At 74.0% G+C, this 24,529-nt stretch carries 26 protein-coding genes and 2 pseudogenes; 10 read left to right on the top strand and 18 right to left on the bottom strand.

Translation table 11 applies throughout. The features are described 5' to 3' along the window. Nucleotides 1-30 precede the first annotated feature (30 nt). From ACLQ24_RS12160 to ACLQ24_RS12135, 6 genes are all read right to left on the bottom strand, one after another. Nucleotides 31-303, bottom strand: coding sequence for a DUF4235 domain-containing protein (locus ACLQ24_RS12160; protein WP_425891249.1), 273 nt, complete (start codon nucleotides 301-303; stop codon nucleotides 31-33). Beyond that, nucleotides 300-662 (bottom strand): DUF3618 domain-containing protein, encoded by a 363-nt coding sequence (locus ACLQ24_RS12155; RefSeq protein WP_425891248.1) that lies wholly within the window; start codon nucleotides 660-662, stop codon nucleotides 300-302. Before ACLQ24_RS12155 ends, ACLQ24_RS12160 begins: the two co-directional genes overlap by 4 nt. Further along, nucleotides 659-1,093 (bottom strand): phage holin family protein, encoded by a 435-nt coding sequence (locus ACLQ24_RS12150; protein ID WP_425891247.1) that lies wholly within the window; start codon nucleotides 1,091-1,093, stop codon nucleotides 659-661. Before ACLQ24_RS12150 ends, ACLQ24_RS12155 begins: the two co-directional genes overlap by 4 nt. A 291-nt stretch (nucleotides 1,094-1,384) precedes the next feature. Continuing rightward, the gene (locus ACLQ24_RS12145; RefSeq protein WP_425891246.1) at nucleotides 1,385-2,569 is read right to left on the bottom strand and encodes a mechanosensitive ion channel family protein; all 1,185 of its coding nucleotides are present in this window, start codon (nucleotides 2,567-2,569) and stop codon (nucleotides 1,385-1,387) included. A gap of 82 nt (nucleotides 2,570-2,651) precedes the next feature. Beyond that, complete coding sequence (locus tag ACLQ24_RS12140; protein ID WP_425891245.1) at nucleotides 2,652-3,473, bottom strand: DUF1206 domain-containing protein; 822 nt, start codon at nucleotides 3,471-3,473, stop codon at nucleotides 2,652-2,654. A gap of 58 nt (nucleotides 3,474-3,531) precedes the next feature. Then, nucleotides 3,532-3,897, bottom strand: a complete 366-nt coding sequence (locus ACLQ24_RS12135) for a hypothetical protein (protein ID WP_425891244.1) — start codon at nucleotides 3,895-3,897, stop codon at nucleotides 3,532-3,534. Nucleotides 3,898-3,972: 75 nt separating this feature from the next. On the opposite strand from ACLQ24_RS12135, the gene ACLQ24_RS12130 reads away from it, so the two are divergent. Together ACLQ24_RS12130 and ACLQ24_RS12125 are read left to right on the top strand one after the other, a co-directional pair. Then, nucleotides 3,973-5,199 carry a cysteine desulfurase-like protein gene (locus tag ACLQ24_RS12130; RefSeq protein WP_425891242.1) on the top strand — a complete coding sequence of 409 codons (1,227 nt, stop codon included), beginning with the start codon at nucleotides 3,973-3,975 and terminating at the stop codon, nucleotides 5,197-5,199. After that, entirely contained in the window at nucleotides 5,196-5,486 is a 291-nt protein-coding gene (locus ACLQ24_RS12125; RefSeq protein WP_425891240.1) for a GNAT family N-acetyltransferase, read from the top strand. The genes ACLQ24_RS12130 and ACLQ24_RS12125 overlap by 4 nt, the downstream gene beginning before the upstream one ends. Before the next feature lie 14 nt (nucleotides 5,487-5,500). Here ACLQ24_RS12125 and ACLQ24_RS12120 read toward each other — a convergent pair whose 3' ends face one another. Continuing rightward, nucleotides 5,501-6,994, bottom strand: coding sequence for a glycoside hydrolase family 3 protein (locus tag ACLQ24_RS12120; protein WP_425891238.1), 1,494 nt, complete (start codon nucleotides 6,992-6,994; stop codon nucleotides 5,501-5,503). Between the two features lie 210 nt (nucleotides 6,995-7,204). Here ACLQ24_RS12120 and ACLQ24_RS12115 point away from each other — a divergent pair, with 210 nt between their 5' ends. The 4 genes and pseudogenes from ACLQ24_RS12115 (at nucleotide 7,205) to ACLQ24_RS12100 (ending at nucleotide 10,033) form a co-directional block, all read left to right on the top strand. After that, complete coding sequence (locus ACLQ24_RS12115; RefSeq protein WP_355237685.1) at nucleotides 7,205-7,330, top strand: hypothetical protein; 126 nt, start codon at nucleotides 7,205-7,207, stop codon at nucleotides 7,328-7,330. A 93-nt stretch (nucleotides 7,331-7,423) separates the two neighbouring features. Beyond that, a pseudogene (locus tag ACLQ24_RS12110) lies at nucleotides 7,424-7,675 on the top strand (LLM class F420-dependent oxidoreductase); the annotation flags it as partial. A gap of 134 nt (nucleotides 7,676-7,809) precedes the next feature. Next, the gene (locus ACLQ24_RS12105) at nucleotides 7,810-9,441 is read left to right on the top strand and encodes a RecQ family ATP-dependent DNA helicase (RefSeq protein WP_425891236.1); all 1,632 of its coding nucleotides are present in this window, start codon (nucleotides 7,810-7,812) and stop codon (nucleotides 9,439-9,441) included. Between the two features lie 88 nt (nucleotides 9,442-9,529). Further along, nucleotides 9,530-10,033 (top strand): hypothetical protein, encoded by a 504-nt coding sequence (locus ACLQ24_RS12100; RefSeq protein WP_425891235.1) that lies wholly within the window; start codon nucleotides 9,530-9,532, stop codon nucleotides 10,031-10,033. On the opposite strand, the gene ACLQ24_RS12095 is transcribed toward ACLQ24_RS12100, so the two are convergent. The 10 genes and pseudogenes from ACLQ24_RS12095 to ACLQ24_RS12050 form a co-directional block, all read right to left on the bottom strand. Further along, nucleotides 10,023-10,250: a hypothetical protein gene (locus ACLQ24_RS12095; RefSeq protein WP_425891234.1), complete on the bottom strand. Its 228-nt coding sequence runs from the start codon at nucleotides 10,248-10,250 to the stop codon at nucleotides 10,023-10,025. The genes ACLQ24_RS12100 and ACLQ24_RS12095 overlap by 11 nt on opposite strands. Before the next feature lie 131 nt (nucleotides 10,251-10,381). Further along, nucleotides 10,382-10,774 (bottom strand): annotated as a pseudogene (locus tag ACLQ24_RS12090) (MFS transporter); the annotation flags it as partial. A gap of 89 nt (nucleotides 10,775-10,863) precedes the next feature. After that, nucleotides 10,864-11,847, bottom strand: coding sequence for a DNA topoisomerase IB (locus ACLQ24_RS12085; RefSeq protein WP_425891233.1), 984 nt, complete (start codon nucleotides 11,845-11,847; stop codon nucleotides 10,864-10,866). Continuing rightward, nucleotides 11,831-12,784: a glycosyltransferase family 9 protein gene (locus ACLQ24_RS12080; RefSeq protein WP_425891232.1), complete on the bottom strand. Its 954-nt coding sequence runs from the start codon at nucleotides 12,782-12,784 to the stop codon at nucleotides 11,831-11,833. Before ACLQ24_RS12080 ends, ACLQ24_RS12085 begins: the two co-directional genes overlap by 17 nt. Continuing rightward, complete coding sequence (locus ACLQ24_RS12075) at nucleotides 12,781-13,482, bottom strand: SDR family oxidoreductase (RefSeq protein ID WP_425891230.1); 702 nt, start codon at nucleotides 13,480-13,482, stop codon at nucleotides 12,781-12,783. Before ACLQ24_RS12075 ends, ACLQ24_RS12080 begins: the two co-directional genes overlap by 4 nt. Continuing rightward, the gene (locus tag ACLQ24_RS12070; protein WP_425891228.1) at nucleotides 13,479-15,026 is read right to left on the bottom strand and encodes a PfkB family carbohydrate kinase; all 1,548 of its coding nucleotides are present in this window, start codon (nucleotides 15,024-15,026) and stop codon (nucleotides 13,479-13,481) included. The genes ACLQ24_RS12075 and ACLQ24_RS12070 overlap by 4 nt, the downstream gene beginning before the upstream one ends. A gap of 16 nt (nucleotides 15,027-15,042) precedes the next feature. Further along, nucleotides 15,043-15,726, bottom strand: a complete 684-nt coding sequence (locus ACLQ24_RS12065) for a D-sedoheptulose-7-phosphate isomerase (protein ID WP_425891270.1) — start codon at nucleotides 15,724-15,726, stop codon at nucleotides 15,043-15,045. Continuing rightward, nucleotides 15,723-16,940 carry a glycosyltransferase gene (locus tag ACLQ24_RS12060; protein ID WP_425891226.1) on the bottom strand — a complete coding sequence of 406 codons (1,218 nt, stop codon included), beginning with the start codon at nucleotides 16,938-16,940 and terminating at the stop codon, nucleotides 15,723-15,725. Before ACLQ24_RS12060 ends, ACLQ24_RS12065 begins: the two co-directional genes overlap by 4 nt. After that, the gene (locus tag ACLQ24_RS12055; protein WP_425891225.1) at nucleotides 16,925-17,899 is read right to left on the bottom strand and encodes a glycosyltransferase; all 975 of its coding nucleotides are present in this window, start codon (nucleotides 17,897-17,899) and stop codon (nucleotides 16,925-16,927) included. The genes ACLQ24_RS12060 and ACLQ24_RS12055 overlap by 16 nt, the downstream gene beginning before the upstream one ends. Beyond that, a complete protein-coding gene (locus ACLQ24_RS12050; RefSeq protein WP_425891224.1) occupies nucleotides 17,896-19,560 on the bottom strand; it encodes an HAD-IIIA family hydrolase in 1,665 nt (554 codons plus the stop codon). The genes ACLQ24_RS12055 and ACLQ24_RS12050 overlap by 4 nt, the downstream gene beginning before the upstream one ends. 155 nt (nucleotides 19,561-19,715) lie before the next feature. Between ACLQ24_RS12050 and ACLQ24_RS12045 the strand changes: the two genes are divergently transcribed. The 3 genes from ACLQ24_RS12045 to ACLQ24_RS12035 all read left to right on the top strand — a co-directional run bounded on the left by ACLQ24_RS12045 (nucleotide 19,716) and on the right by ACLQ24_RS12035 (nucleotide 21,257). Then, on the top strand, nucleotides 19,716-20,162 hold the full coding sequence (locus ACLQ24_RS12045) for an SRPBCC family protein (protein WP_425891223.1): 447 nt from the start codon (nucleotides 19,716-19,718) through the stop codon (nucleotides 20,160-20,162). After that, nucleotides 20,159-20,380, top strand: coding sequence for a hypothetical protein (locus tag ACLQ24_RS12040; protein WP_425891222.1), 222 nt, complete (start codon nucleotides 20,159-20,161; stop codon nucleotides 20,378-20,380). The genes ACLQ24_RS12045 and ACLQ24_RS12040 overlap by 4 nt, the downstream gene beginning before the upstream one ends. 109 nt (nucleotides 20,381-20,489) lie before the next feature. After that, nucleotides 20,490-21,257, top strand: coding sequence for a polyprenol monophosphomannose synthase (locus tag ACLQ24_RS12035; RefSeq protein ID WP_396802498.1), 768 nt, complete (start codon nucleotides 20,490-20,492; stop codon nucleotides 21,255-21,257). 51 nt (nucleotides 21,258-21,308) lie between these two features. On the opposite strand, the gene ACLQ24_RS12030 is transcribed toward ACLQ24_RS12035, so the two are convergent. Continuing rightward, nucleotides 21,309-22,919 (bottom strand): phytoene desaturase family protein, encoded by a 1,611-nt coding sequence (locus ACLQ24_RS12030; RefSeq protein ID WP_425891221.1) that lies wholly within the window; start codon nucleotides 22,917-22,919, stop codon nucleotides 21,309-21,311. A 72-nt stretch (nucleotides 22,920-22,991) separates the two neighbouring features. On the opposite strand from ACLQ24_RS12030, the gene ACLQ24_RS12025 reads away from it, so the two are divergent. Next, a complete protein-coding gene (locus ACLQ24_RS12025) occupies nucleotides 22,992-24,425 on the top strand; it encodes an aldehyde dehydrogenase family protein (protein ID WP_425891220.1) in 1,434 nt (477 codons plus the stop codon). Nucleotides 24,426-24,529: the final 104 nt, after the last annotated feature.

The raw sequence follows: 24,529 nt of genomic DNA, 5'->3' as shown, positions 1-24,529 counted from the left end.
ATGGAAGGGGGCCTGACGTCGATGTGTCGGTCAGTCCGGCCAGTGGCCGGTCATCCGGCGGACGCCGACCGCTCCGCCCCGGTCCACGGCGGCACGGACCACCGCGAAGATGGCCCCCTGCAACGCTGCGGCGGCCAGGATTTCGCCCCAGCCGCGGTCCTCGTCGGTGGCGTTCGGCGCCTCACCGTCGCCCGCCGTGACCTTCCAGACCTGCCGGAAGATCACGCCGGCCACCGTACCCGCGGCGATACCCAGCAACACGCCGACCGGCCGGTACGCGACCTTGCCGATACTCCTGCTCACCTACGCCTCCCCCGCACGATCATCAGCACCACCACGGTGGCCACCGCACCGGCGGCGACCGCCGCCCACGGCATCGGGTTGCGTCGAACCAACTCGCCCTTCTCGCGTACCAGGCCGCCCTTGTCGTGCGCCTGGGCGCGTGCCATCCCGGCGCCCCGCGCGGCCTGCCCACGGACCCGGGCCACGGTCTGTGCCGCCTGCTCGCGCATCCGCTCCTTCGCCTGCTCGGCGGACTCCTTCAGGCGGGCCTTGACGTCCGCCTTGGCGACCAACGCCTCCATGGTCTCGCCCAGCTCCACCCGGGTACGGCGGATCTCCTCGCGCAGGGCCTCGGTGTCGCCCGTCCCGTTGCCCGTCATGCCCGTCCCCTGTCCTTCACCGCGGCGGCCACGGTGCCCACGTCCGCCCGGAGGCTGCGGACCGTCGCCGCCGGCACCGGCGGGACCGCACGGCTGACCTGCTTCTTGCCCACCAACGCGAGGATGCCGGCCATCAGGAAGAGCGCCACCGCCACGATCAGCGCGGCGGCCCAGGCGGGCAGCACCAGGTCCAGCAGCAGGATCGCCGTGACGACGAGCGCGCCGAGGCCGTAGAACGCCATCGCCCCGCCGCCGCCGAACAGGCCGATCCCGATGCCCGCGTGCTTGCCCTTCTGGGTCAACTCCGCTCGGGCCAGCGCCAGTTCGTCTCGGACCAGACGGGAGACCTGTTCGGTGGCCCGCTGCACCAGCTCGGCGGTGGAGGGCTCGCTCCCGTTACGGGATGTGCGGGCATTTGCCACGTCAGCCATGCTGTCCTCCTTTCCTCATCACCGCGCTGTATGCCCGGAGTAGCCGCCGGTCAATCCTAGAACGCGACGTGCGGCGCACTGTCGCCGTTGTCCGGATGCCGCGCCGACGAACTGGCGTCAGGCCACCCCGATCACGCCACAGACGTCCGGCAGCACATCCCCCGCGCAACCCCAACCAAACCTCCCAGACCGCCGCCCCCACTCCCTCTCCCGATCTGCGTCGGTCATGAAGTTATTGCCCGGGCGCGCCGATACGAGAGGCAATAACTTCGTGATCAACGGAGTGGGGGGTCAGGGGCGGGATTCGTCGGGGCCTACGAAGGCCTCGCTGCGGGCGTCGCCGTCGTCGCTGCCGCCGAAGACACGGGCGTCGTCCGGCGCCTCCGTGTCGGACAGGCGGCGGACCGGCCGCCGGGGCTGCACCCACTGCCAGGACAGGTTGCTGTTGGCGTCGCCCAACTCGGTGCGTACGCGGGGCATCGCGGTGGGCCGGTTGTCCCGGATCCAGGCCACCAGGTGCTCGCGGACGAGGCACCGCAGGTCCCACAGGCTGCCCGCGTCGGCGGCGCTGACCAACGCCCGCAGTTTCACCATCCCGCCGGTGGCGTCGGTGACCTGCAGGACGCAGACCCGGCCGTCCCACAGCTCCGTGCCCTCGACCAGCCGGCGCAGCTCCTCCCGCATGGTCTGCACCGGCACGGCCCAGTCGACGTCGAACTCGGCGGTGCCGAGCACGGCCGCCTCGGTCCGGGTCCAGTTCTGGAACGGTTTGCTGGTGAAGTACGAGGTGGGCAGGATCAGCCGCCGGTCGTCCCAGATCTGGACCACCACGTAGCTGAGGGTCAACTCCTCGATCCGACCCCACTCCCCCTCGACGACCACCACGTCGTCCAGGCGGACCGCGTCGCTGAAGGCGAGTTGCAACCCGGCGAAGACGTTGCCGAGCAGGCTCTGGGCGGCCAACGCGGCCACCACGCCGACGACTCCGGCGGAGGTCAGCACGCCGGCGCCGATGCCCCGCACGCTCGGGAACGTCATCAGCATCACGCCGACGGTCAGGATGACGATCACCGCGATGGTCAGCCGACGCAGCATCACCACCTGGGTACGCACCCGCCGGGCGTGCCGGTTGTTGGGCACGTCGACCCGGAACCGGGCGAGCGCGGTGTCCTCCACGACGATCAGCAGCGCCGCCACCAGCCAGGCCGTGCTGGCGATCACGCAGAGCACCAGCAGGTGCAGCAGCAGCCGCCGCCAGCTCTGGCCGACGGCGTACCCGGTGGTGAAGCGGACGGCGAACTGCACCGCCACCACAGTGGCGGCGACCTGGAACGGGCGGTGCGCGTGGTCGGTCAACTCGGTCATCAGCAGCGAGCGGCGGCCGAACCGTCGGGTGAGCCGGTGGATGACCTCGACCAGGAAGAGGGCGACCGCCGCCGCGAGCGCGGCGACGGCCGTTTCGAGATAGCTCTGCACGAGTGGGGCGCTTCCCTTCGACCGAGGGGCGGTACTTCGGGCAAAAGCCCAATAATGCCCGACGTTCTCGGTATCGACCAGTTCAGACCTTGCGGTACCGGGACTGGAGAAAGCAGTAGACGCCGAAGCAGGCGATGCCGAGGGCGACCAGGGTCAGCAGGACGGTGCCGTACGACTGCTCTTGCAGGGTGCGCAGCGCGGCGTCCAGGCCGCGGGCCTTCTCCGGGTCGTACTTCACCGCCGCCACGATGACCAGCAGGCCGGCGATGCCGTACGCGACGCCCTTGGCGACGTAGCCGGCGATGCCGAGGCGGCGGGCCAACGTGCGGGTCTTCGGGCTCATCTCGCCGGTCCTCAGGTGCTTCTCGAACGTCTTACGAATGCCGTAGATGACCAGGCCGATGCCGATCGCCGCGACCACCAGCCCGGCCAGGCCGACCAACCAGCGGCCACCGGTGGAGGTCATCAGCCTGCCGCTCAGCGCCTCCTGGCTGTCGGCGCTGTTCGACCCGGCGTCCTTGAACACCGTGAAGGCGGTCCAGGCGAAGTAGAGGTAGACGATGGTCCGGCCGGCCGAGGCCAGCCGCTCCACGGTCCGCTCCCTGTCCCGCTCGGCGCGGTGCCCGACCGCCGCCTCGAGGCCCTGCCAGATCGCCATGGCGAGCAGGCCGACCGCGACGGCGATGACCAGGAACTTACCGAGGGGCTGTGCGGAGAGGGTACGCAGCGCGCCGGACTGGTCGCCGTCGTCGGACGACGTGCCGAACGCGATCTGCAACGCCAACCAGGCGAAGAGAAGGTGAACGATGCCGTAGCCGATGAAGCCGGCCCGGGCGAGAAGTTCCAGCCACCGGCTGTCCGCCGTTCGGGAGGCGGTGGCTTCGGCGCTACGGGTGAGTGACATGGCGTCACAATCTCCGATTACGAAGACTCCCAAACGTCGGCCACCGCCGCCCGCCTGGTCAGTTGCCCGGGTTGCGGGAGACGCGGATCTTGACCTGCCGGTCGGTGACGCTGTCGACGGTCACCGCGAAGCCACCGGCCTCGGTGGCCTGCTGACCGGTGGTGAGGGTGAGCTGCTCGCCGGCGACCTCGACGGTCACCTGGTCGCCCTCGGCGCCGACCAGCTTGGCCTCGACGCCCAGGATGGTCGCGCTCGCGTCGACACCCCGCTCGAAGGTGACCGTGCAGGCGTCCAGGCCGCAGTCGGTGGAGGCGTCCTGGGAGCTGCAACCGGCGAGCACGGCGAGGCCGAGCGCCAGGCCGGCGAACAGGCCTGCGGCGCGGCGGACGGGGGGTAGGGGGATGGTGGCGGGTTGGTTCGTCACCCCGCCAAGGGTACGAGACGTCCGCGACGCCCAGGCGGGAGCGAGCGCGGGAAGCACCCCGGTTAGGGTCCGGGCATGGCCTTCGACATCGCCCGTACCCGGGCCGCCTATCCCGCCCTGACCGAGGGCTTCGTGCACTTCGACGGGGCCGGGGGCACCCAGACCGCGGCCGGTGTGATCGACGCGGTCAACGACGCCATGCGCGCCGCCGTCGGCAATCGGAGCGCCGCCTTCGCGCCGGGCCGCCGTTCGCTGGAGATGGTGGCCGCGGCCCGCTCGGCGGTCGCCGACCTGCTCGGCGCCGAGCCGGACGGGGTGGTGCTCGGCCCGAGCGCGACCGCGCTGACGTACACCCTGGCCCGGACGCTCGGCGCGGGTTGGCGGCCCGGGGACGAGGTGGTGGTGTCCCGGCTCGACCACGACGCGAACGTGCGCCCGTGGGTGCAGGCCGCCGAGGCGGCCGGCGCGACGGTGCGCTGGGCCGAGTTCGACCGGCACACCGGCGAGCTGCCCACCGGCCAGTACGCCGACCTGGTCGGCGAGCGGACCCGGCTGGTCGCGGTGACCGCCGGCAGCAACGCCATCGGCACCGTGCCGAACGTGCCGGCGATCGCCAAGATCGCGCACTCCGTCGGGGCGCTGGTCTGCGTCGACGGGGTGCACTCGGTGCCGCACGGGCCGACCGACCTGACGTCGCTCGGGGCCGACGTGCTGGTCACCAGCGCCTACAAGTGGTCCGGGCCGCACCTGGCCGCGATGGTCGCCGACCCGTCCCGGTGGGCGGCGCTGCGCCCGGCGAAGCTGGTGCCGTCCTCCGACGCGGTGCCGGACCGTTTCGAGTACGGCACCCCGAGCTTTCCGCTGCTGGCCGGAGTGACCGCCGCGGTCGAGCACCTCGCCGCTCTGGACCCGGACGCGAGCGGTGACCGCCGGGCACGGCTGCGGGCCGGGCTCGCCGCGGCGCAGGCGCACGAGGAGGCGCTGATGGGCCGGCTGCTCGCCGGGCTCGCCGAGCGTCCCGCCGTCACGGTCTACGGCTCGCCGGCCCGGCGCTGCCCGACGGTCTCGTTCCGGGTGGCCGGGTTGTCGCCACTGGAGACCCAGCGGGCGCTGGGCGACGCGGGATTCTGCCTCTCGGCCGGCGACTACTACGCCTACGAGTACTTCCAGGCGATGGGTCTGCGCGACAGCGGCGGAGCGGTGCGGGCCAGCATCTACCACTACAACACGGCGGACGAGGTGGACCGGTTGCTCGCCGAACTTGACGCGGTGGCCGCCGGGACGGGGACAATGGCCCGGTGAGCACCCTCGTCGAGGACAATCCCGCCAAGAACCGTTTCGAGATCCTGGTCGACGACGCGTTGGCCGGCTTCACCGCGTACGTGCCGCGGGGGGCGGACGTGCTGGTCTTCACGCACACCCAGGTGGACCCGGGCTTCCAGGGCAAGGGCGTCGGTGGCGCGTTGATTCGCGCCGCCCTGGACCAGGTGCGGGCCCGGGGTGGCCGGGTGGTGCCGCAGTGCCCGTTCGTGGCGGCCTTCATCGACAAGCACCCCGAGTACGCCGACCTGGTCGTCGAGCAGCCGTAACCCGACGGGTCGGGTCAGCGGGTCCGGCCGGTCAGCACCTCGGCGGCGGCCTGCCCGCTGGCCCGGGTGGCCCCGTGGGTGGCCACGTGCACCGCCCCGACGACCAGCTCGGGCACGCCCAGCTCGACCACGACCGCGTCCGGCCGGGTGACGAGCGCCCGCCGCACCGCCGCGCGCATCCACCCGTGCCGGTGCAGGTCACGGACCACCAGCACCAGTGGGCGGTCTCCGGCGGCGACTCCCGGATCGGCCGGCACGTCGGGCTCGGCGTGGCGGACGGTCGTCGTGTCGGGCAGCAGCCCGCCCAGCGGTTCCCCGATGCCCCACGGGGTCTCCGCGCCGATGGCGATGTTGCGCGGCGGCTCGAACTCGACCACGTACGCGGCGCGGGTCAGCGGCAGCGCGACCGGCGCGTCCGGTCCGGTGGTGACCCGTACGGCCCGGCGGGCGGCGACCAGTCCGACATCGCTGGCCCGGTGGGTGGCGCTCGGGCGGGCGGCGCGGGCGGCCACCGTCCAGGCGGCGAGCTGACCGACCCGCTTGGCGGCCTCGGCGAGGCGTTCCTCGGGCAGCTCGCCAGAGACGACGGCGGCAACGATGGCGTCGCGCAACTCCCGGGCGGCTTCCTCGTCGGCCCGCTCGCCACCGACGCAGATGGCGTCGGCTCCGGCGGCGAGCGCCCGCACGGCCGCGCCGGCGAAGCCGTACCGGTCGGCGACCGCGCGCATCTCCACCGCGTCGGTCACCACCACTCCGGAGAAGCCCAACTCGTCCCGGAGCAGCCCGCTGAGGATGCGCTGGCTCAGGGTGGCCGGCAGGTCCGCGTCGAACGCGGGCACCAGCAGGTGGCCGGTCATGACCGCCTGCGCGCCGGCCGCCACGGCGGCGCGGAAGGGTGCCAGCTCGCAGGCGTCCAGGCGGGACCGGTCGGCGGTGATGCGGGGCAGGTCGTGGTGGGAGTCGACGCGGGTGTCGCCGTGCCCGGGGAAGTGTTTGGCGCAGGCGGCCACGCCGCCGCCCTGAAGGCCGCGAATCCAGGCGGCGGTGTGCCGCGCGACGAGCGCCGGGTCGGCCCCGAACGACCGGACGCCGATCACCGGATTGGCCGGGTTGGAGTTGACGTCGGCGTCCGGCGCGTAGTCGAGGGTCACGCCGGCCGCCGCCAGCTCGACGCCGAGGTCGAGGGCGACCGCCTCGGTCAGCTCCGGGTCGTCGACCGCGCCGAGAGCGAAGTTGCCCGGTCGGGAGCTGCCTCGCGCGGACTCGATCCGGGTGACGTCACCGGCCTCCTCGTCGATCGCCACGATGACGTCCGGCCGCTCGGCGCGCAGCGTCGCGGTCAGCGCCGCCACCTGGGCGGTGTCGACGACGTTGCGGGCGAACAGCACCACCGAGCCGAGCCCCTCGCCGAGCCAGCGGCACACCCAGGGTGGCGGCGTGGCGCCGAGGAACCCGGGTTGCAGGACGGCGGCGGCCAGCGTCGGAAGGTGCCCGGCGGGCGCGGTCACGCCGTCGCCTTGCAACGGTCGACGTCGATCGCCGGCGTGTTGACGCCGACCCGCTGGTTGCGCTCGTTCATGCGGCCCCCGTACCCCATCTCTCGCGCGCCCTCGGCGCACCGCCACCGGCAGGCGGTGCTGCCATGGTCACACCGAGCGATTCAATAGTCAATAAACATTACAGTTGCCCGGTGGCACCGTTCCCGGGAGAGTGCGGGGATGGACACCGCCCTGCTGGCCGACGCCACGAGCCCGGCCGACATCCCCGGCGTACGCCTGCTCGGCCTGGTGGTCGGCGCCCTGCTGCTGCTCGCCGCGATCCGGGCCATGTTCGGTCGACGCTGAGCCGTCAGACCCCGGCCGATCGGTGTGGCCGACCGCGACCGGGGTACCGCTTCCCCATCAGCAGGTCCGCGCGCCGAAGGGGAAACGACGAAGATCGGATACTTTCTGTCCAGTGCGGAGTACACGCCGGCCGAGTTGCTGGCGCAGGCCCGTGGCGCCGAGGCGGCCGGCTTCGAGGCCCTGTGGATCTCCGACCACTACCACCCCTGGCTGGACGCGCAGGGGCAGAGCCCCTGCCCGACCGTACGGATCCACCCGGCCGTGATCGCCCAGGCGGCGGCGACCTGCGCCGTGCTGCACGGCAGTCGGTTCGTGCTCGGCGTCGGCACCGGCGAGGCGCTCAACCACCCGCACTACCAGGGCCTGTTCGATCTCTACCAACGCGAGGTCCTGCCCCGCCTGCGGTGAACGGGCACACCGGGCCCATGATCGCGCGAACGCGTTTCGGTGGTCATGGGCTCGGGTACCTCCGGCCCTCGATGAAACTGTCCACGCACTCGATGACGTTGCGCCGCGCGGCGAAGAGCCTCTTCGGCTGGAAAGCGCTGCGGCCCAACCAGCTCGCCGCCATGCGCGCGGTGATGAAGCGACACGACGCCCTGGTGGTGTTGCCCACCGGCGCCGGCAAGTCGGCGATCTACCAGATCCCGGCCAGCCTGATCCCCGGCCCGACCGTGGTGATCTCGCCGCTGCTGGCTCTCCAGCAGGACCAGATCGCCGCGCTCAACGAGCGGCAACGTCCCGAGCTGCGGGCCGTGCGGATCAGCTCGAACGAGTCGGCCGCGCAGCAGGCCGAGGCGATCGCCGAGATCCAGGCCGGTCGGGCGGAGTTCCTGTTCATCACCCCGGAGCAGTTGAGCAACCCCGACCGGATGGCCGAGGTCGCCGCGCTGAAGCCGGCACTGGTGGCGATCGACGAGGCGCACTGCATCTCCGCCTGGGGGCACGACTTCCGGCCCGACTACCTGGCGCTGGGGCACCTCATCGAGGGCATCGGCCGGCCTCCGGTGGTCGCGCTGACCGCCACCGCCTCGCCGCCCGTACGCGACGACATCATCGCCCGGTTGCGACTACGTGAGCCCGAGGTGGTGGTCTCCGGACTGGATCGGCCCAACCTCTTCCTGGAGGTGGCGCACTGCCCCACCGAGGACTACCGGTGGCGGCGGCTGATCGCGCTGCTGCGCAACGACGAACGACCGGGGATCATCTACGTGCCGACCCGGCGCTCGGCCGAGGAGCTGGCCGAGCGATTGACCACGGCGGGCTTCCCGGCGCAGTACTACCACGGTGGGATGCCGACCGGCGCGCGCAATGAACTGCACGAGGCGTTCCTCGCCGACCAGGTGCCCATCATGGTGGCCACCTCGGCGTTCGGGATGGGCATCGACAAACCGAACATCGCCTGGGTGGTGCACACGGCGCTGCCGGACTCGCCGGACAGCTACTTCCAGGAGATCGGCCGGGCCGGACGGGACGGGCAACCGGCCCGGGTACTGCTGCTCTGGCGGGCCGAGGACGTGGGCCTGCAACGGTTCTTCAGCGGTGGTCTGCCGGACGAGAACGAGCTGCGGGATCTGGCCGCGCTGCTGCGCCGCGAGCCGGCCACCAAGACCGAGCTGCGGGAGACCACCGGCCTGGGGCCGCGCAAGCTGGGCCAGTACCTGTCGCTGCTGGAGCAGGTGGGCGCCGCCGAACCGCGCACCCGCCAGCGCATCGGCGCTTCCCGCTACTCCCCCGCACCGGTCGACGCGGCGGCGGCGGCCGTGGCGGAGGCGGAGCGCCAGCAGACGGTGACCCGTTCGCGTACCGACATGATGCGTGCCTTCGCGGAGACCACCGCCTGCCGGGGGCAGACCCTGCTGGCCTACTTCGGCGAGCAGATGACCGAGGTCTGCGCGCACTGCGACAACTGTCACCGGGGCACCAGCACCGCCGACCAGGGCGCCGTCGGGCCGTTCCCCGTGCACAGCCAGGTGCGTCACGGTGAGTGGGGGCGGGGCTTGGTGCTCAGCTACGAGGACGACAAGATGACCGTCCTCTTCGACGAGGTCGGGTACAAGACCCTGTCGGTGCGCGTGGTGTCCGAGCAGGGCCTGCTGACCCTGGACTAGCCTGAGCCGGGCACCGACACGGGGCCCGGTGGATCGACCACGCAGAGCATCGATTGACCACACAGAGCAGGGCGGAAGGGGCGTTGCCGTGATCGAGCAGCCGGCGTACACCGGTTTCGGTTTCTCCGACGGGGAGTGGGGGCTGCTGGTCGGCCTGCCGCAGTCGGTGCTGACCGCGGCGAGCGCCGCCGAGTCCGACGGCACCCGCCGGACCATGGCGGAGAACGCGGCCGGGTTGGAGACCATCGGCGCGGGCCGGGAGTCGGCCAGCCCGCTGGTCGCCGCCGTGGCCAGCGAAGTCGTGACCCAGGTCGGCGACCCCGAGGCCGGCGAGGAGCTGCCGGTCATCGCGCCCGCCGACCCGCAGGCGTACATCGACGACGTGCTGGTGCGGGCCGGTGAGGCGTCCGCGTTGCTGGCCGCGCGCGTCGACGAGGGCGAGGCCGGGGCGTACAAGCACTGGCTCGTGATGATCGCGGACCAGGTGGTCGGCGCGGCCTCCAGCGGCGGTCTGCTGGGCATCGGCGGCGAGTCGGTCAGCGACTCCGAGCGGCGGTTCCGCGACCGGCTCGCCCACGTGCTCAACGACTGACCGAGGCGACGTCCGACGACGGCGTGCCGGTCGGCTCGGCGGCCACTGCCGCGGGGTCGGCCGGCCGGACGCCGCGCAGCGTCAACAGCGCGGTCGCCGCGCCCAGGACCATCGCCACCATGGCGGCGATCGCGGCGAGGTGCAGCCCGTCGGTGAAGGCGAACCGGGCCGCGTGCAGCACCGCGTCTCCCACCTGGTCCGGCAGTCCCCGGGTCACGGCGAGCGCGCCGCCCAGCGTCTCGCCGGCCGCGTCGCGGGCCTCCGTCGGCAGCCCGGCCGGCAGGTCGTCCAGGACCTCGCGGCGGAAGATCGCGGCGCCCACACTGCCCAGGATGGCCATTCCCAGCGCGCCACCCAGCTCGCTGCTGGACTGCCGATCGCGGTGCCCCGCTGCTTGGCGTCGTAGAACATGTTGCGGACCAGGGCGAGCGTGGACGGCATCAGGGTGGCCCCGCCGACGCCGAGCACGGCGCGCGCGGCGATCAGGGTCTCGGCGCTGTCGGCGTACGCGGCCAGCAGGGAGGCCGCCCCGAACGCGGTGGCGCCGAGCAGCAGGAGCCGACGGCGGCCGATCCGGTCGCCCAGGGCGCCCATGGTGATCAGCAGTCCGGCCAGCACGAAGCCGTAGATGTCGAAGATCCAGAGTTGCTGGGTGGCGCTGGGCCGCAGCTCCTCGCTGATGAACGGGACGGCGAAGTAGAGCACCGACACGTCCATCGAGACCAGGAGCAGCGGCAGCATCAGCACCGCGAACCCGATCCATTCCCGCCGGCCCGCGCGGGCGTACGGGATGAGCCCGCAGGCCCCCCCAGGATCGTCGGCGGGGCCGGTCAGGCCTTCTCAAGCAGCTCCAACACGATCCGCTCGACCTCCTCCCGGGAGGCACGCGAGTCGACCGGCACCACCACTCCGTCGTGGTAGAGATCGACGACCCGGGGGTCCACGTAGGACGTGCGTGCCACCGTCGGGGTGTTGCCCAGCAGCTCCGCCACCGCGCGCATCACCGCGGCCACCGCCCTGCGCCGGGCGCTGACCGAGCGTGCCGGGTCGGCGGCGGCCAACTCGGCGGCGGCGAGCACCGTGGCGTGCCAGGTGCGAAAGTCCTTGGCGGTCATCTCGCCACCACTGGCATCACGCAGGTAGCCGTTGACCTCGTCGCTGCGCACGTCCCGCCACTGGAGACCGTCCCAGTAGCCGAACAGGCGTTCCGCCCTGCGGCGACGTCGGCGCAGATTGACCAGCACCTCACACAGCTGCGGATCCTCGATTCGGCGCACCTGCTCGATGCCGCCCTTCGCGGGGAACTCGAACACCACGCAGCCGCCCCTGGTCCGCGCGTGCTCCGGCCGCAGGGTGGACACCCCGAACGTCGGGTCGTCGCCGGCCGCGTACTGGTCGCTGCCGACCCGGAACATCCCCATGTCGAGCAGGCGGGCCACGGTGGCCAGCACCCGATCGCGACCCAACCCCCGCCCGACGAGGTCCTGCCCGACCCGCTCGCGCAGTGTCGGCAGCCGTCGGGCCACCTCCAGCATGTGGTCGAACTTCGCCGCGTCCTGCTTCTCCCGCCACACCGGGTGGTAGACGTACTGCTTGCGCCCGGCCGCGTCGACGCCGGTCGCCTGGATGTGCCCGTTCGGGTGCGGCGCGATCCACACGTCCTGCCAGGCCGGCGGGATCACCAACTCCCGCAGCCGCGCCAGGGTGGCCGGGTCGCGCACGACAGCACCGCTCGGATCGACGAAGGTCCAGCCCCTACCGCGCCGGCGTCGCCCGTAACCGGGCCGACCCGGGTCGCTACGCCGCAACCGCACCGGAGACCCGCACCGCCCTCTCCACCTCGTCTACGGCGGCCAGCACCTCGTGCAGGCGCAGGGCCGTCAATGTCGGGTGGCTTCCTACCCCGTCCCACCTGCGCCAATCCCCCTCGCCGGTCCAGAGTGCCCGGTGCCGGGGCCGGTCCGGTGGCGGTCCCCACGCCGCCGGTGGCACCGGCCCGAAGAGCACCACCGACGCGGTTCCGTACGCGGTGGCCAGGTGTGCCACACCGGTGTCACCGCTGACCACCAGCCGCGCGTCGGCGACCAGCGCGGCCAGCGCGCCGAGGTCGGTCCGGCCCGCCAGCACGGCCGACGGCGGCAGACCGGCCGCCTCGGCCACCCGTCCGGCCAGCGCGCGTTCGTCGGCCGAGCCGGTGACCAGCACCCGGTGCCCCCGCTCGCGCAGCGCCCGGGCCAGCGCCGCGAACCGCTCGGCGGGCCAGCGCTTGGCGGGGACCTTGCTGCCCGGATGCAGCAGGGTCGCGCCGACCGGCAGGCCGACCGGCTCGGGCCGGCGCAGGCCCAGGTCGCCACGGTCGGTCGGGATGTCGTACCAGGACAGCAGCCGGCACCAACGGTCCACCTCGTGCTCGTCGTCGGCCCAGCGCGGGCCGTCCCCGAACCCCGCGTCGGCGTTGGCGAAGGCGACGAGCCGCCCGGGACGGGCGGCTGCCAGCAGTCGGTGCGACCGCGGGCCTCGCCCGTGCAGGTTCACCGCGACCTCCGGGGCACGGCCCGGCCGGATCGGCCCGTCCAGCCCGGCGGTGTCCACGAGCCGGTCGACGCCGCCGACCAGGTCGACGAGCGGGGCCAGGCCGGCCGGCGCCGCGAGCGCCAACTCCCGATCCGGGTACGCGGCCCGCAGCGCCCGCAGCGCGGGCACCGCGGTGACCAGGTCGCCGACGCCGAGGGCGCGCAGCACGAGGATCACGGGTACGACGTCTCCTGCTCGGCGCACACGACCATTTCGCGTACGGCGCAGCCGGGCGGCTGTTGGAGCGCGAACATGATCGCCGCGGCCGTGTCGACGGGGTCGTTGAGAATGGCGTCCGGTCCCGGCCTGTACTGCGGGTCGCGTTCGTCGAAGAACGCGGTGCGCATCCCGCCCGGGATGAGCAGGGTGACCCCGACCTGACCGGCGAGCTCGGCGGCCAGCGCACGGGTGAACCCGACGACGCCGAACTTCGCCGCGCAGTACGCGGTGGCGTCGCTGACCGCCTTGACGCCCAGGGTGGAGGCGACCGTGACGATGCGCCCTCCGGAGGTTTGCAGGAACGGCAGCGCAGCCCGGATCACCGCGGCCGTGGCCAGCAGGTCCACGGTGACGATCCGGTCCCAGGTCTCCCCCGGCACGTCGGCGAGACGACCCGGCACGTCCATGCCGGCGGCCGTGACCACGGCGTCCAGGCCGCCGGCCTGCTCGGCGAGGTGTCGGGTGGCCGCCTCGGCGGCACGGGTGTCGGCGAGGTCGCACTCGGTCCAGTCCACGCCGTCGACCGGCGGCTGCCGGTCCAGCACGAGCGGGCGGCCACCGGAGGCGGCCACCGCCGCGACCACCGCCGCGCCGAGCCCGCTGGCGCCGCCGGTGACCAGGACGGCGGGTCCGGCGTCGGGTCGCGTGGCGGTCATCGGGTCCGCTCCGGCATCGACGTGACCTCGGCGGTGACGCCGACCGGCCCCGGTGGCTCACCGTCCGCGCCGACGGCCTGCCCGGCGGCGGAACGCGCGATGAGGTCGCTGGTGGAGCGACCGTCCAGGTACGGCACCACCACCGTGTTCCCGCCCCACCGGCGCAGCACCTCGGCCTCGGGCAGCGTGGCCGCGTCACCGACACCGCTCGCGTAGTCGCCGCCCTTGACCCAGACGTCGGGGCGTACCCAGGACAGCACCGCCTCGGGCGTCGGTTCGTCGAAGACGAGGACGGCGTCGACGCAGCTCAGGGCCGCCAGCAGCCGGGCGCGGTCGCCCTCGGGCAGCACCGGCCGCTGCGGTCCCTTCAACCCGGCGACGCTGGCGTCGGAGTTCACGCAGACGATCAGGCAGTCGCCGAGCTGCCGGGCGGCCTGCAGGGTCGCCACGTGCCCGGCGTGCAGCAGGTCGAAGCAGCCTCCGGTGGCCACCACCGTGCCGCCGGCGCCCCGTACCTCGGCGAGCAGCGCGGCGACCGCCGCGACACCCACCCGCTCGCCGCCGGGTTGGCTCGTGCCCCATCGCGGACCTCGTGGGCTCGGCTCGCCGCGCGCGCCGACCGCTCGTTCGGGGAAAGCGACCGCTCGTTCGGGGAAAGGCAGGGCCGTGGCCACTCCACCATCCGCCACGTACGCCGACGCCTCGGCGACCGCCGCCTGCACCGCCTCGGAGACGAGCGCGCCCTCGGCCAGCGCGAGACTGGCGGCGGCGGCGAACCGGTCACCCGCCCCACAGGTGTCGCCCTCGGCGCTACCCGCGGTGGGCACCACCAGCGGCGTCGATCCGGCGTGGCAGAGCAACGCGCCGTCCCCGCCCAACGTCACCGCCACCGCCCCCGCCCGCCACCGTCGACGCAGCCCCTGCGCGCCCCGGGAAGCGGTGGCGAGCCGGGACTCGCCGGGCACCGTCGGGACCAGCTCGCGTACCTCCGACTCGTTCGGGGTGGCCAGGTGCACGCCGGGCACCGCCGCCGGCCCGCGCGGGTGCGGGTCCCAGACGACCGGCGCGCGGGTGGCGGCCAGCGCGGCCCGCAGCGCGGGCTGCCCGGCCACCCCCCGGCCGTAGTCGCTCACCAGCACCGCCGACGCGGCGGCGAGCACCCGCAGCACCTCGTCGGAGGGCTGGCCCGGGTCACCGGAGGCGCCGCCCCGGTCGTGGCGCAGCAGCACCCGACCCCGGGCCCGCAGCCGGATCTTCTCCGGCGTCGCGCCGGGGAGGGCCAGCGGGTACACCCGCACGCCGGCGGCGGCGAGCAGCGCGCTGAGCCGCGCGCCCCCGGCGTCGTCGGCGAGCGCGGTGACCAGCACCACGTCGGCCCCCTGCGCGGCCGCGAAGACCGCCGCCAGGCCGGCGCCGCCGGGCCGGTCGACTGCCGAGGTCTCGTCGAGCACCGGCACCGGGGAGTCCGGGCAGAGGCGGTTCACCATCCCCTCCACGTCCCGGTCGAGCAGGGTGTCCCCGACGACCACCACGGGTCCCCTCACGCTTGCCTCCTCATCCTCAGGCGTCGATCTGCTGTGCGGCCGGGCCGTCGAGCACCACCTCGACCCCGGTGCGTACCGGCCCGGACGCGAGCCGACCGGCCGTCGCCGGCGCGGTGGCGGCCAGCGCCGCGGGCAGCTCCTTTTCGAGGTACTCGCAGATCAGGTGGCTGGTGACGAGATGCAGCTCCTGGACGACCTGGGTGTCGGCCGACGGCACGGCGAGCGCCTCGTCACAGGCGTCCGCGAGGGGGTTGGGGGCGGGCCCGGTGAGCGCCCAGGTGGTGAGGCCGGCGTCACGTGCGGCGTGCGCGGCGGTGAGCAGGTTGCCGCTGGCGCCGCTGGTGCTGAGCAGCAGCAGCACGTCGCCGGGTCGACCGTGGGCCCGGACCTGGCGGGCGTAGACGTCGCCGTAGCCGTAGTCGTTGGCGATCGCGGTCACGGCGCTGGTCTCGGCGTGCAGGGCGATCGCCGACAGGGGCTGGCGGTCGTCGTGCAGCTTGCCCACCAGCTCGGCCGTGAGGTGCTGGGCCTCGGCGGCACTGCCGCCGTTGCCGGCGACCAGCAGCCGTCCGCCGCCGGCCAGCCGATGCGCCAGGAGAGCACCCCAGCGCGCCAACTGCGGCTCACACCGGCGGTACGGGCCCAGTGCCGCGGCGAGGTTCGTCAGGTGTTCGTCGAGCGGGCTGACCGCCGGCATCAGGCCACCACCCGGGTCGGCCGGCGTACGGCAGCGACCTCGTTGTAGACCTCGGCGAGGCGTTCGGCGGTGACCTGCCACGAGTAACGCGACCGGGCCCGCTCGCGGGCCGCCGTGGCGTACCGGAAGCGGCGGATGCGGTCCTCGAGCAGCCCTCGGATCGCGGCGGCGAGGGCGCTGGGGTCGCGGGCCGGCACGAGGTCACCGGTCGTACCGTCGACGACGGTGTCGCGGATACCGCCCACCGCCGTGCCGACGACCGGCACGCCGCACGCCATCGCCTCCAGCGGGGTCAACCCGAACGGCTCGTACCAGGGGGCGGCAACCAGCAGGTCGGCCGAGCGGTACCAGCGGCCCATCTCCTCGCGGGGCACCGCGCCGACCAGGTGCACCCGGTCGGCGACCCCGCACGACTCGGCGAGGGCCCGCAGCCGCCGGGCGTACGGGTCGGTCTCCAGCAGCCCCTCGGGCGGGCCGCCCACCACGACGCACTCCGCGTCGGGCACCAGCGCCATCGCACGGACGACCGTCTGGAAGCCCTTGCGCTCGACCAGCCGGCCCACGGTGAGGATGCGGGCGCGACCCGGCTCACGGTCGGCGACCGGCCCCAGCGGGGCGAACGAGGCGAGGTTGACGCCGGAGGGCACGACCGTCATCCGGGCCCGGGGCACCCCCATCCGGACCAGCTCGCCGACCTCGTCGCGGCACTGGGCGACCACCCGGTCCACCGAGCGGCCCAACTCCCGCTCGTAGGCGATGCGCCGGGCCGGGCTGGTGTCCTGCACGCCCTGGTAGCGACGCTTGACCGTGCCCAGCGCATGGTACGTCTGCACCACCGGCACGCCGGTCTGCCGTCCGGCGGTCAACGCGGCCAGGCCACTCATCCAGAAGTGCGCGTGGATCACCTCGGGCGTCCAGTCCGCACCCCGCCACCGCTCGACGAGCCACCGGCTGAACTCGCGCATGTGCGGCAGCAGCGCGTCCTTCACCACCGGCTCGGCCGGACCGGCCGGCACGTGCACCACGTCGTACCCGTCCGGAGCCCGGACGGTCACCGGCAGGTCGAGGGCGTCACGGCGGGTGTAGACCCGCACCTCGTGCCCGGCGGCGACGAGCGCGGCGGACAGCTCGGCCACGTGCGTGTTCTGGCCGCCGGCGTCCTCGCCTCCGAGGACGGCGAGCGGGCTGGCGTGCTCCGAGATCATCGCGATCCGCATACTTCCTCCTCCAGCAGCCGGTCCCAGTCAGCGAGGAAACGGTCGAGGCCGTATCTGTCGCGCGCGGCGGCCTGCGCCGCCACGCCGGCCTGGCGTGCGGCCGCCGGCTCGGCGATGAACCGACGGGCGGCGTCGAGCAGGACGTCCATCCGGGTGGCGAGCGCCCCCGCCTCCGGAGGCACGGCGGTGACCGCCTCGGTCGTGGCGAGCGCGACGACCGGCATGCCGATCGCCATCGCCTCGATGAGGCTGAGCCCGAGGCTGGTCCAGCGGCACAGGTGCAGGTACGCCCGCCGGCGGGCCAACTCGGCGTGCATCCGGTCCTGGGGCACGTCGTCGTGGCTGGTGAGCCGGTCGGCGGGCAGTCCGAGGTGGTCGGCGAGGCCCGCGACGCCCATGCCGAACACATCCAGGGGCGCGATCTCGGCGAACTCGGGCAGCAGGTCCGTGCCGGTGACCCGTCCCCGCCGCACCGGCTCGTTGATCACGACGGCGAGCCGGTCCAGTTCACCCGTGTACGACACGGCCGGCGCGACGATGCCGTGGTCGACGACGCTGGTACGGGTCGCGCCGGTGTCCCAGAAGATCTGGTTGAACCCGGTGACGTGGGCGACGAGCAGGTCACCACGGTCGGCCATCGGGTGGCGGGTGTTGGGGACGTCGCCCTTGGGGGTGTTGTGCTCGACGTAGATGGCGGGCACGTCGCGCCCGGGACGCCGTCCCAGCCACTGCTCGGCCAGGTCGATCTCCTCCGGGCGTTGCAGGACGACCAGGTCGACGTCGGCGCCGGGCAGGTCGTCGGGGGCCACCTCGACGGCGCTCTCCGGCCACGGATAGGTGCGGGCGCGGCCGAGGCCGTACGGGCCCCGGTCGGGTGTGGTGGGGATCAGGTAGCGGTGGCTGCCGTGCACGAAGGACGTGGTCCAGGAGCCGTGCACGTGCCAGAGCAGGATGTTCATCGGATGCCACCGCCGCTGGCTGTCAGCGTCCGTACCGCCTCGACCACCTCGGCCGGGTCGACGTGGCTCAGGCACGGGTGCCCGGGGACCGGGCAGGTCGCCGCCCGGGTGTCGCGGCAGGGCGCGCTCGCGTCGCCGAGCCGGACCGTGGGCACCCGGTAGGGCCCCCACTGCCCGAAGGGGACCGTCGGTGCGAACAGGCTCACGACCGGTACGCCGGCCGCGGCGGCCAGGTGCGCGGGTCCGGTGTTGCCGACCACCACGGCGGCGGCGTCGGCGACGAGCGCGGCCAGCCCGGCCAGGTCGGTCGTACCGCCCAGGTCGGTGCCGCCCGCCGCCGCGACCCGGGCGGTGACCGTGCGCTCGTCGGGCCCGCCGGTGACCAGCACCCGGTGCCCGGCCGCCGTCAGCGCGGCGGCGATCCGCGCCGCCAGCTCGGTCGGGCAGGCCCGGCTCGACGCGGCCGAGCCGGGATGCAGCACCACGTAGCCGGGGTCGCCGACGGCGGCCGGGCGGGACGCCACGGCGTCGTCGCGGAGCCGCAGCACGGGTTCGTCGCCGGCGGGCAACCGGTAGCCGGCCGCGGCGGCGAGGGAGAGCGCCCGCTCGGGTTCGGGAACGCCCACCGGCACCCGGTGGCGGATGTCCACCAGCGCGCCCGGGTAATCGTCGCTGATCGCGGCGATCCGGGTGATCCCGGCCATCCGCAGCAACAGCGCCAGCGGCAGGGCGGACTGGTGGAACGAGGTGAACACCACCGCCTCGTCCGCGCCGACGGCGGCGAGGCGGGCGGTCAGGCGTCCCATGACGTCCGGGTCGATCGGCGCGGGCGCGGGATCGATCCACGGCAGCGGGTGCTCGACGATCTCGTCGACGCCGGGCAGCAGCTCGGCGGCGGCGCGTCCGCGAGGGCCGCAGAGCAGCACCACCCGCTGCGCGCCGGCCGCGACCGCGCGGATCGCCGGCCCGGTGACGAGCACGTCCCCGGCCGAGTCGGAGCGCACCACCAGCGCCGTGCCCACCCGCTCGCCGACCTCGGCGGGTTGCACGGCCCGCTGGCGGCGCAGGATCTCGTCCACCGCCGACGGGAGGTTCGTCGCCACCCAGCCGGCGGCGGCGATCTCCTCCGGCCGCGTCACGGGGGTGGGCACCAGCACCCCGGCCGCGCCGGCGGCCAGCGCCGCGCCCACGTCACGGCCGATGTCGCCCACCAGCACGCAGCGCGACGCGCTCGTACCCAGCTCCCGGGCGGCGGCGTGCACCAGACCGGGCGCCGGTTTGCGGCAGTCGCAGCCGTCGGCGTCGTCGTGCGGGCAGATCAGCCAGGCGTCGAAGCCACCCAGCAGCTTCTCGACGCGGGCGTGCACCGCCCGCATCTGCTCCTCGTCGAAGTAACCCCGGGCCAGGCCCGACTGGTTGGTGACCACCGCCAGGCGCAGGCCGGCGGCCCGCAACCGGTCCAGCGCCGCCCGCGCCCCCGGCAGCGGGCGTACCTTCTCCGGGTCGCCGTTGTACGGCACGTCCTCGATCAGGGTGCCGTCGCGGTCGAGCAGGACCGCGTCGTACAGGACGCCTCCGTTGGGTCCGCGACCAACCTGGCCAGCACCGGCGTACACCCGGGCTGACCTGCGCTGATACGGATCCTCCTGGTCCTGTCGCACAGCCGGCGGGTTCCCGGCGCCCGAAGGAGTAAACGTCGTCGTCGGCGCCGTGGGCCAACGCCGCCGGCGTGCCCCGGGTCGGCCTTACCCGCCGCTTCCGAGAAGCTAACCCGCCGGCCCGTTAGCCTCCGTCACGGCGCGGGTATGGGAGCCCGGTGGCGATAGTGGAAAAAGTGATCGACGCGCCCCCGCAGCAGGTGTTCGACGTGCTGGCCGACGGGTGGACGTACAGCGACTGGGTGGTCGGGACGGCGCACGTGCGCGACGTGGACGAGGCCTGGCCGCGGGTGGGCAGCCAACTGCGTCACCGGGCCGGGCCGTGGCCGTTCTCGTTGCAGGACGCCTCGACGGTGCTGGTCTGCGAGCCGCCGCACCGGCTGGTGCTGCGCGCCGGCCTGTGGCCGGCCGGCGAGGCGATCGTGGCGTTCACCCTGGAACCCGTCGACGGGGGCGCCACCCGCGTCCGTATCGGCGAGGACTTCGCGGCCGGCCCGCTGCGCTGGGTCCGGAACAAGGCCAACGACCTCGTGCTGCACCTGCGGAACAAGGAGACGCTGGCCCGACTCTCCGACATCGCCACGCGACAGAAGGGTCCCCAGTGACGCAGACGGTGGTGGTGACCGGCGCGAGCGCCGGTGTCGGTCGGGCGGTGGCCTGCGCGTACGCGGCCCGGACCGGGGCGCGGCGGGCATCTCCCGGCGACCGGGCGCGGCGGCGTTCGGCGGCTCTGTGGGTGGGCACCCACAAACCGGCGCTGTCCGGTCTCGCCCTCGCCGGTGTCGCGGTGGCCCTCACCACAGTGGCCCGCCGCCTGCGCTGAGCGGGCCGCCACCTGCGGGCGGCCCGACCGACGGGGAGCCTTTTCAATCCGGGTCGGGCAACTGGCTACCCTCTGAGGTAGCCGTGTCCGCAAACCGAGGATGTCCGACATGATCGAGCCCGTCCAGCTGCCGTCGCCGTGGCGAGACGTACACCTGACAGTCGTCGTGCCCACCTACAACGAGGCAGGCAACCTGCCGGCGCTGGTCGAGCGGCTGCTCGCGCTGCCGCTGCCGGGACTGCGCATCCTCGTCGCCGACGACAATTCCCCCGACGGCACCGGCGAGGTGGCCGACAAGCTGGCCATCGAGTATCCGGAGCGGATCGAGGTGATGCACCGGGCCGGCAAGGAGGGCCTGGGCCGGGCGTACGTCGACGGGATGACCCGGGCTCTCGAGGGTGGCGCCGAGTTCGTGGCGCAGATGGACGCCGACCTGTCGCACCCGCCGGAGGCGCTGCCGGGGATGCTGGGCGCGCTGCTCTCCACCCAGGCCGGTGTGGTGATCGGTTCCCGGTACGTACCGGGCGGCGAGCTGGACGAGAACTGGCCGCTGTACCGCCGGGCGCTCAGCGGCTGGGCGAACCTCTACGTGCACACGCTGCTGCGGGTGCGCATCCGCGACCTGACCGCCGGCTTCAAGATCTGGCGGGCCGACGCGCTGAAGGACATCGGCCTGCACCGGGTGCAGTCCAACGGCTACAGCTTCCAGGTGGAAATGCACTACCTGGCCACCAAGCTGGGGCACACGATCCTGGAGGTCCCGATCCGCTTCGAGGAGCGGCGTGACGGCGTCTCCAAGATGACCACCGCGACCAAGGTCGAGAGCGCGCTGATGCCGTTCCGCCTGCGCAGCAAGCACCGCAACATCACCTCCTGACCTCACCGCGGTGATCGAGGGGTTCGCGTCGCGAGCCTCTCGATCACCGCGTCAGGCCCGGGGGTAGACGACCTTGTGGGCCGTGGAGATCGCTGCCGCGTAGGCGGCGCCGGTGAGGGCGCGGTCGCGGGCCAGGGCCGCGCGGGCCGCGTTCGCGCCCGGCGCGCCGTGCACCCCACCGCCCGGGTGCGCCGACGAACTGGCCAGAAAGAGCCGGTCCACCGGGGTGTCCGCGCGGCCCAGGCCGGGAATCGGGCGCAGGAACAACTGTTGGTACGCGGCAGCCGTACCCCCACCCAGCGCGCCACCGACCAGGCTCGGGTCGCCCTTCTCCAGGTCGGCGGGTCCGGCCACGTGCCGACCCACGATGAGCTGCCGGAAGCCCGGTGCCGCCGCTTCGAGCACGTCCTCCATGCGCTGCACGTGTCCGGCGATGTCCTCGACCCGCCAGTCCTGTCGGAACGGCAGGTGGGTGTATGACCAGAGCGACTCGGTGCCCGGCGGCGAGTGGCTGGGGTCGGCCACGGACATCTGCCCGACCAGCAGGAACGGGTCGCGGGGCAGCTCGCCACGGGCCAGCTCGCCAGCGTAGCGGGTCAGCCCGTCGAGGTCCGCGCCGAGATGGACCGTGCCGGCCCCGGCGATCTCCCGGTTGGTCCACGGGACCGGGGCGGAGAGCGCCCAGTCCACCTTCAGCGTCGAGCCGTCCCACCGGAAGTGCGCCAGGTCCTCGACCAGCCGCGACGGCAGCACCGCCGCACCGACGAGGTCGAGGTAGAGCGCCGGCGCCGGCACGTCGGCGAGGACCGCCCGCCGGGCCCGCCACAGCGTGCCGCCCTCGGTGCGTACCCCCATCGCCCGGCCGCGCGCGGTGAGCACCCGGTCGACCCGCGCGCCGTACAGGATGCGGCCACCGCGTTCCGCGAGGCGGGCCACCAGCGCGTCGGTGATCCGCCGCGCGCCGCCGTCGGGCACCGGCCAGCCGACCTGCTGGCCGAGCATGGCCAGCAGCCAGCCGTACACGCCGGATCCGGCCTCCTCGGGGGACAGGTCGGTGTGCAGGGCGCACCCGGCGAGCAGCGCCGGCCCGCCCGGCCCGTCGAACAGCTCGTCGCCGAGCTTGCGCACCGGCACCACGAGTCGGCGGGCCAGCCGCAGCGCGCCCGCGACCCGCAGCCGGCGTAGCAGGCCCAGCCCACCGCGTACCGGCGGGAACGGGGTGGTGATCGTGGTCAGCATCGGCTCGGCCACGTCGAGCCAGTCGGTGTACGCGTTCAGCCAGCGTTTCCCGTCGCCGGGGGCGAACTGCTCCAACGAGGCGGCCGTGACGTCCGGGTCCCGGTTGATCACTGCGGCCCGGCCGTCGGGCAACAGGTGTGCCAGCACGTCCGGCGCGTGCCGCCAGGACAGTCCGTGGCGGCCCAGGTCGAGACCGTCGAGCACCGGCGAGGCGTACCCGAGGGGGTAGAACGAGCTGTAGAGGTCGCTCAGATGGCCCGGCGCGGTCACCTCGGCCGACTGGACCGCGCCGCCGGGCACGGCGGTCGCCTCCAGCACGACCACGTCCCACCCGGCGTCGGCCAGGAGGTTCGCCGCGACCAGGCCGTTGTGTCCGGCGCCGACGACGACGGCGTCCGCGCTCTGCGCGCCGCTGGTAGTCACCCGATCCGCCTACCCGGCGCGCAACCGGGCGAAACGCGTTTGTCTCGCCGGGACCCGGGCATCCAGCGCCGCATGTACACGGTTGCGCAGCTGGTGGGCGGGGTGTGGGGCGCGGGCGGGGCCGGCGGCGAGCTGGTCGTGCACGATCCAGCGGACGGGGAACCGGTCACCTCGGCGCCGATCGCCACGGCCGACGAGGTCGGCAAGGCGGCCCAGGCGGCCCGCGACGCGGCCGCGCAGTGGGCGGCGACCGCCACGGCGGACCGGGCGGCCGCGCTGCACCGGGCCGCGGACGCGGTCGCGGCGGTCACCGACGAGCTGGCGGCGGCGGTGACCGCGGAGATGGGCAAGCCGCTCGCGGATGCCCGTGGCGGTGTCGAGGCGGGCATCGGCACCCTGCGACAGTACGCGGAACTCGCGCCGCTGCGCGGCGGGCGGACGTTGCACGGCGCGACCGACGCGGTGGACTTCATGACTCCACAGCCGCGCGGTGTGGTCGCCGCGATCACCCCCTGGAACGACCCGGTGGCGGTGTCGTGCGGGCTACTCGGCGCGGCCCTCGTCACCGGCAACGTGGTGCTCTACAAGCCGAGCGAGCGGACGCCGGCGACGGGCTGGCTGCTGGCCCGCGCCCTGGACGAGGCGCTGCCGGCCGGCGTGCTGTCCCTGCTCACCGGCGGCCCGGAGGTCGGCGCGGCGTTGGCCGCGCAGGACGTGGACGTGATCGCGCACGTCGGGTCCACCGCCACCGGGCGGAAGATCGCCGCAGCCGCAGCCGGCACCGGTGCAAAGGTGCTGCTGGAGAACGGCGGCAGCGACCCGCTGGTCGTCGACGCGGATGTCGACCCCGAGTGGGCGGCGGAGCAGGCCGCGCTCGGTGCGTTCGCCAACGCCGGGCAGATCTGCGTCGCGGTGGAGCGGATCTACGTACACCGCGACGTCGCCGACGACTTCGTGGCGGCGCTGGTGCGGCGGGCCGACGCGCTGCGGGTCGGACCGGGCCGCGACCCGGGCACCGAGCTGGGCCCGCTGGTCGACCGACGGCACCGCGACCACGTGCACGGACAGGTGACGGCGGCGGTGGCGGCCGGCGCGCGGGTACGCACCGGCGGGGAGCTGCCGGACTCACCGGGGGCGTACTACCCAGCCACCGTGGTTGCCGACTGCCGGCACGACATGGCGCTGGTGCGCGAGGAGACGTTCGGGCCGGTCGCCCCGGTGGTGGTGGTCGACTCCTTCGACGAGGCGCTGACCTGCGCGGCGGACTCCCCGTACGGGCTGGCGGCGACAGTGCTGACCGCCTCGATGAGCCACGCGCAGCGGGCCTGGCGGGAGCTGCCGGTGGGCACCGTGAAGGTCAACGCGGTGTTCGGTGGGGCGCCGGGCGGGGCCGCGCATCCGCGCCGGGCCAGCGGTCAGGGCTTCGGCTACGGCCCGGAGCTGCTGGACGAGTTCACGGCCACGAAGGCGGTGCACATCGAGTCGCCCGACGGCGGGCAGTGGTGAGCCGGACCGTGCTGAGCGGCACGGTGGTGAGCGGCACGGTGGTGAGCGGCACGGTGGTGAGCGGCACGGTGGTGAGCGGCACGGTGGTGAGCGGCACGGTGGTG

Source organism: Micromonospora sp. DT4 (assembly GCF_049841675.1).
Taxonomy (GTDB): domain Bacteria; phylum Actinomycetota; class Actinomycetes; order Mycobacteriales; family Micromonosporaceae; genus Micromonospora.
This window is presented reverse-complemented; position numbering and strand designations above follow the sequence as displayed.

Bases quoted from the DNA above. Each gene is read 5' to 3' on its own strand.
- ACLQ24_RS12075 (WP_425891230.1), bottom strand. From the start codon at position 13,482: ATGACCGCCACGCGACCCGACGCCGGACCCGCCGTCCTGGTCACCGGC.
- ACLQ24_RS12105 (WP_425891236.1), top strand. From the start codon at position 7,810: ATGAAACTGTCCACGCACTCGATGACGTTGCGCCGCGCGGCGAAGAGC.
- ACLQ24_RS12155 (WP_425891248.1), bottom strand. From the start codon at position 662: ATGACGGGCAACGGGACGGGCGACACCGAGGCCCTGCGCGAGGAGATC.
- ACLQ24_RS12025 (WP_425891220.1), top strand. From the start codon at position 22,992: ATGTACACGGTTGCGCAGCTGGTGGGCGGGGTGTGGGGCGCGGGCGGG.
- ACLQ24_RS12115 (WP_355237685.1), top strand. From the start codon at position 7,205: ATGGACACCGCCCTGCTGGCCGACGCCACGAGCCCGGCCGACATCCCC.
- ACLQ24_RS12060 (WP_425891226.1), bottom strand. From the start codon at position 16,940: ATGCGGATCGCGATGATCTCGGAGCACGCCAGCCCGCTCGCCGTCCTC.
- ACLQ24_RS12140 (WP_425891245.1), bottom strand. From the start codon at position 3,473: ATGTCACTCACCCGTAGCGCCGAAGCCACCGCCTCCCGAACGGCGGAC.
- ACLQ24_RS12035 (WP_396802498.1), top strand. From the start codon at position 20,490: ATGATCGAGCCCGTCCAGCTGCCGTCGCCGTGGCGAGACGTACACCTG.
- ACLQ24_RS12130 (WP_425891242.1), top strand. From the start codon at position 3,973: ATGGCCTTCGACATCGCCCGTACCCGGGCCGCCTATCCCGCCCTGACC.
- ACLQ24_RS12150 (WP_425891247.1), bottom strand. From the start codon at position 1,093: ATGGCTGACGTGGCAAATGCCCGCACATCCCGTAACGGGAGCGAGCCC.
- ACLQ24_RS12055 (WP_425891225.1), bottom strand. From the start codon at position 17,899: ATGAACATCCTGCTCTGGCACGTGCACGGCTCCTGGACCACGTCCTTC.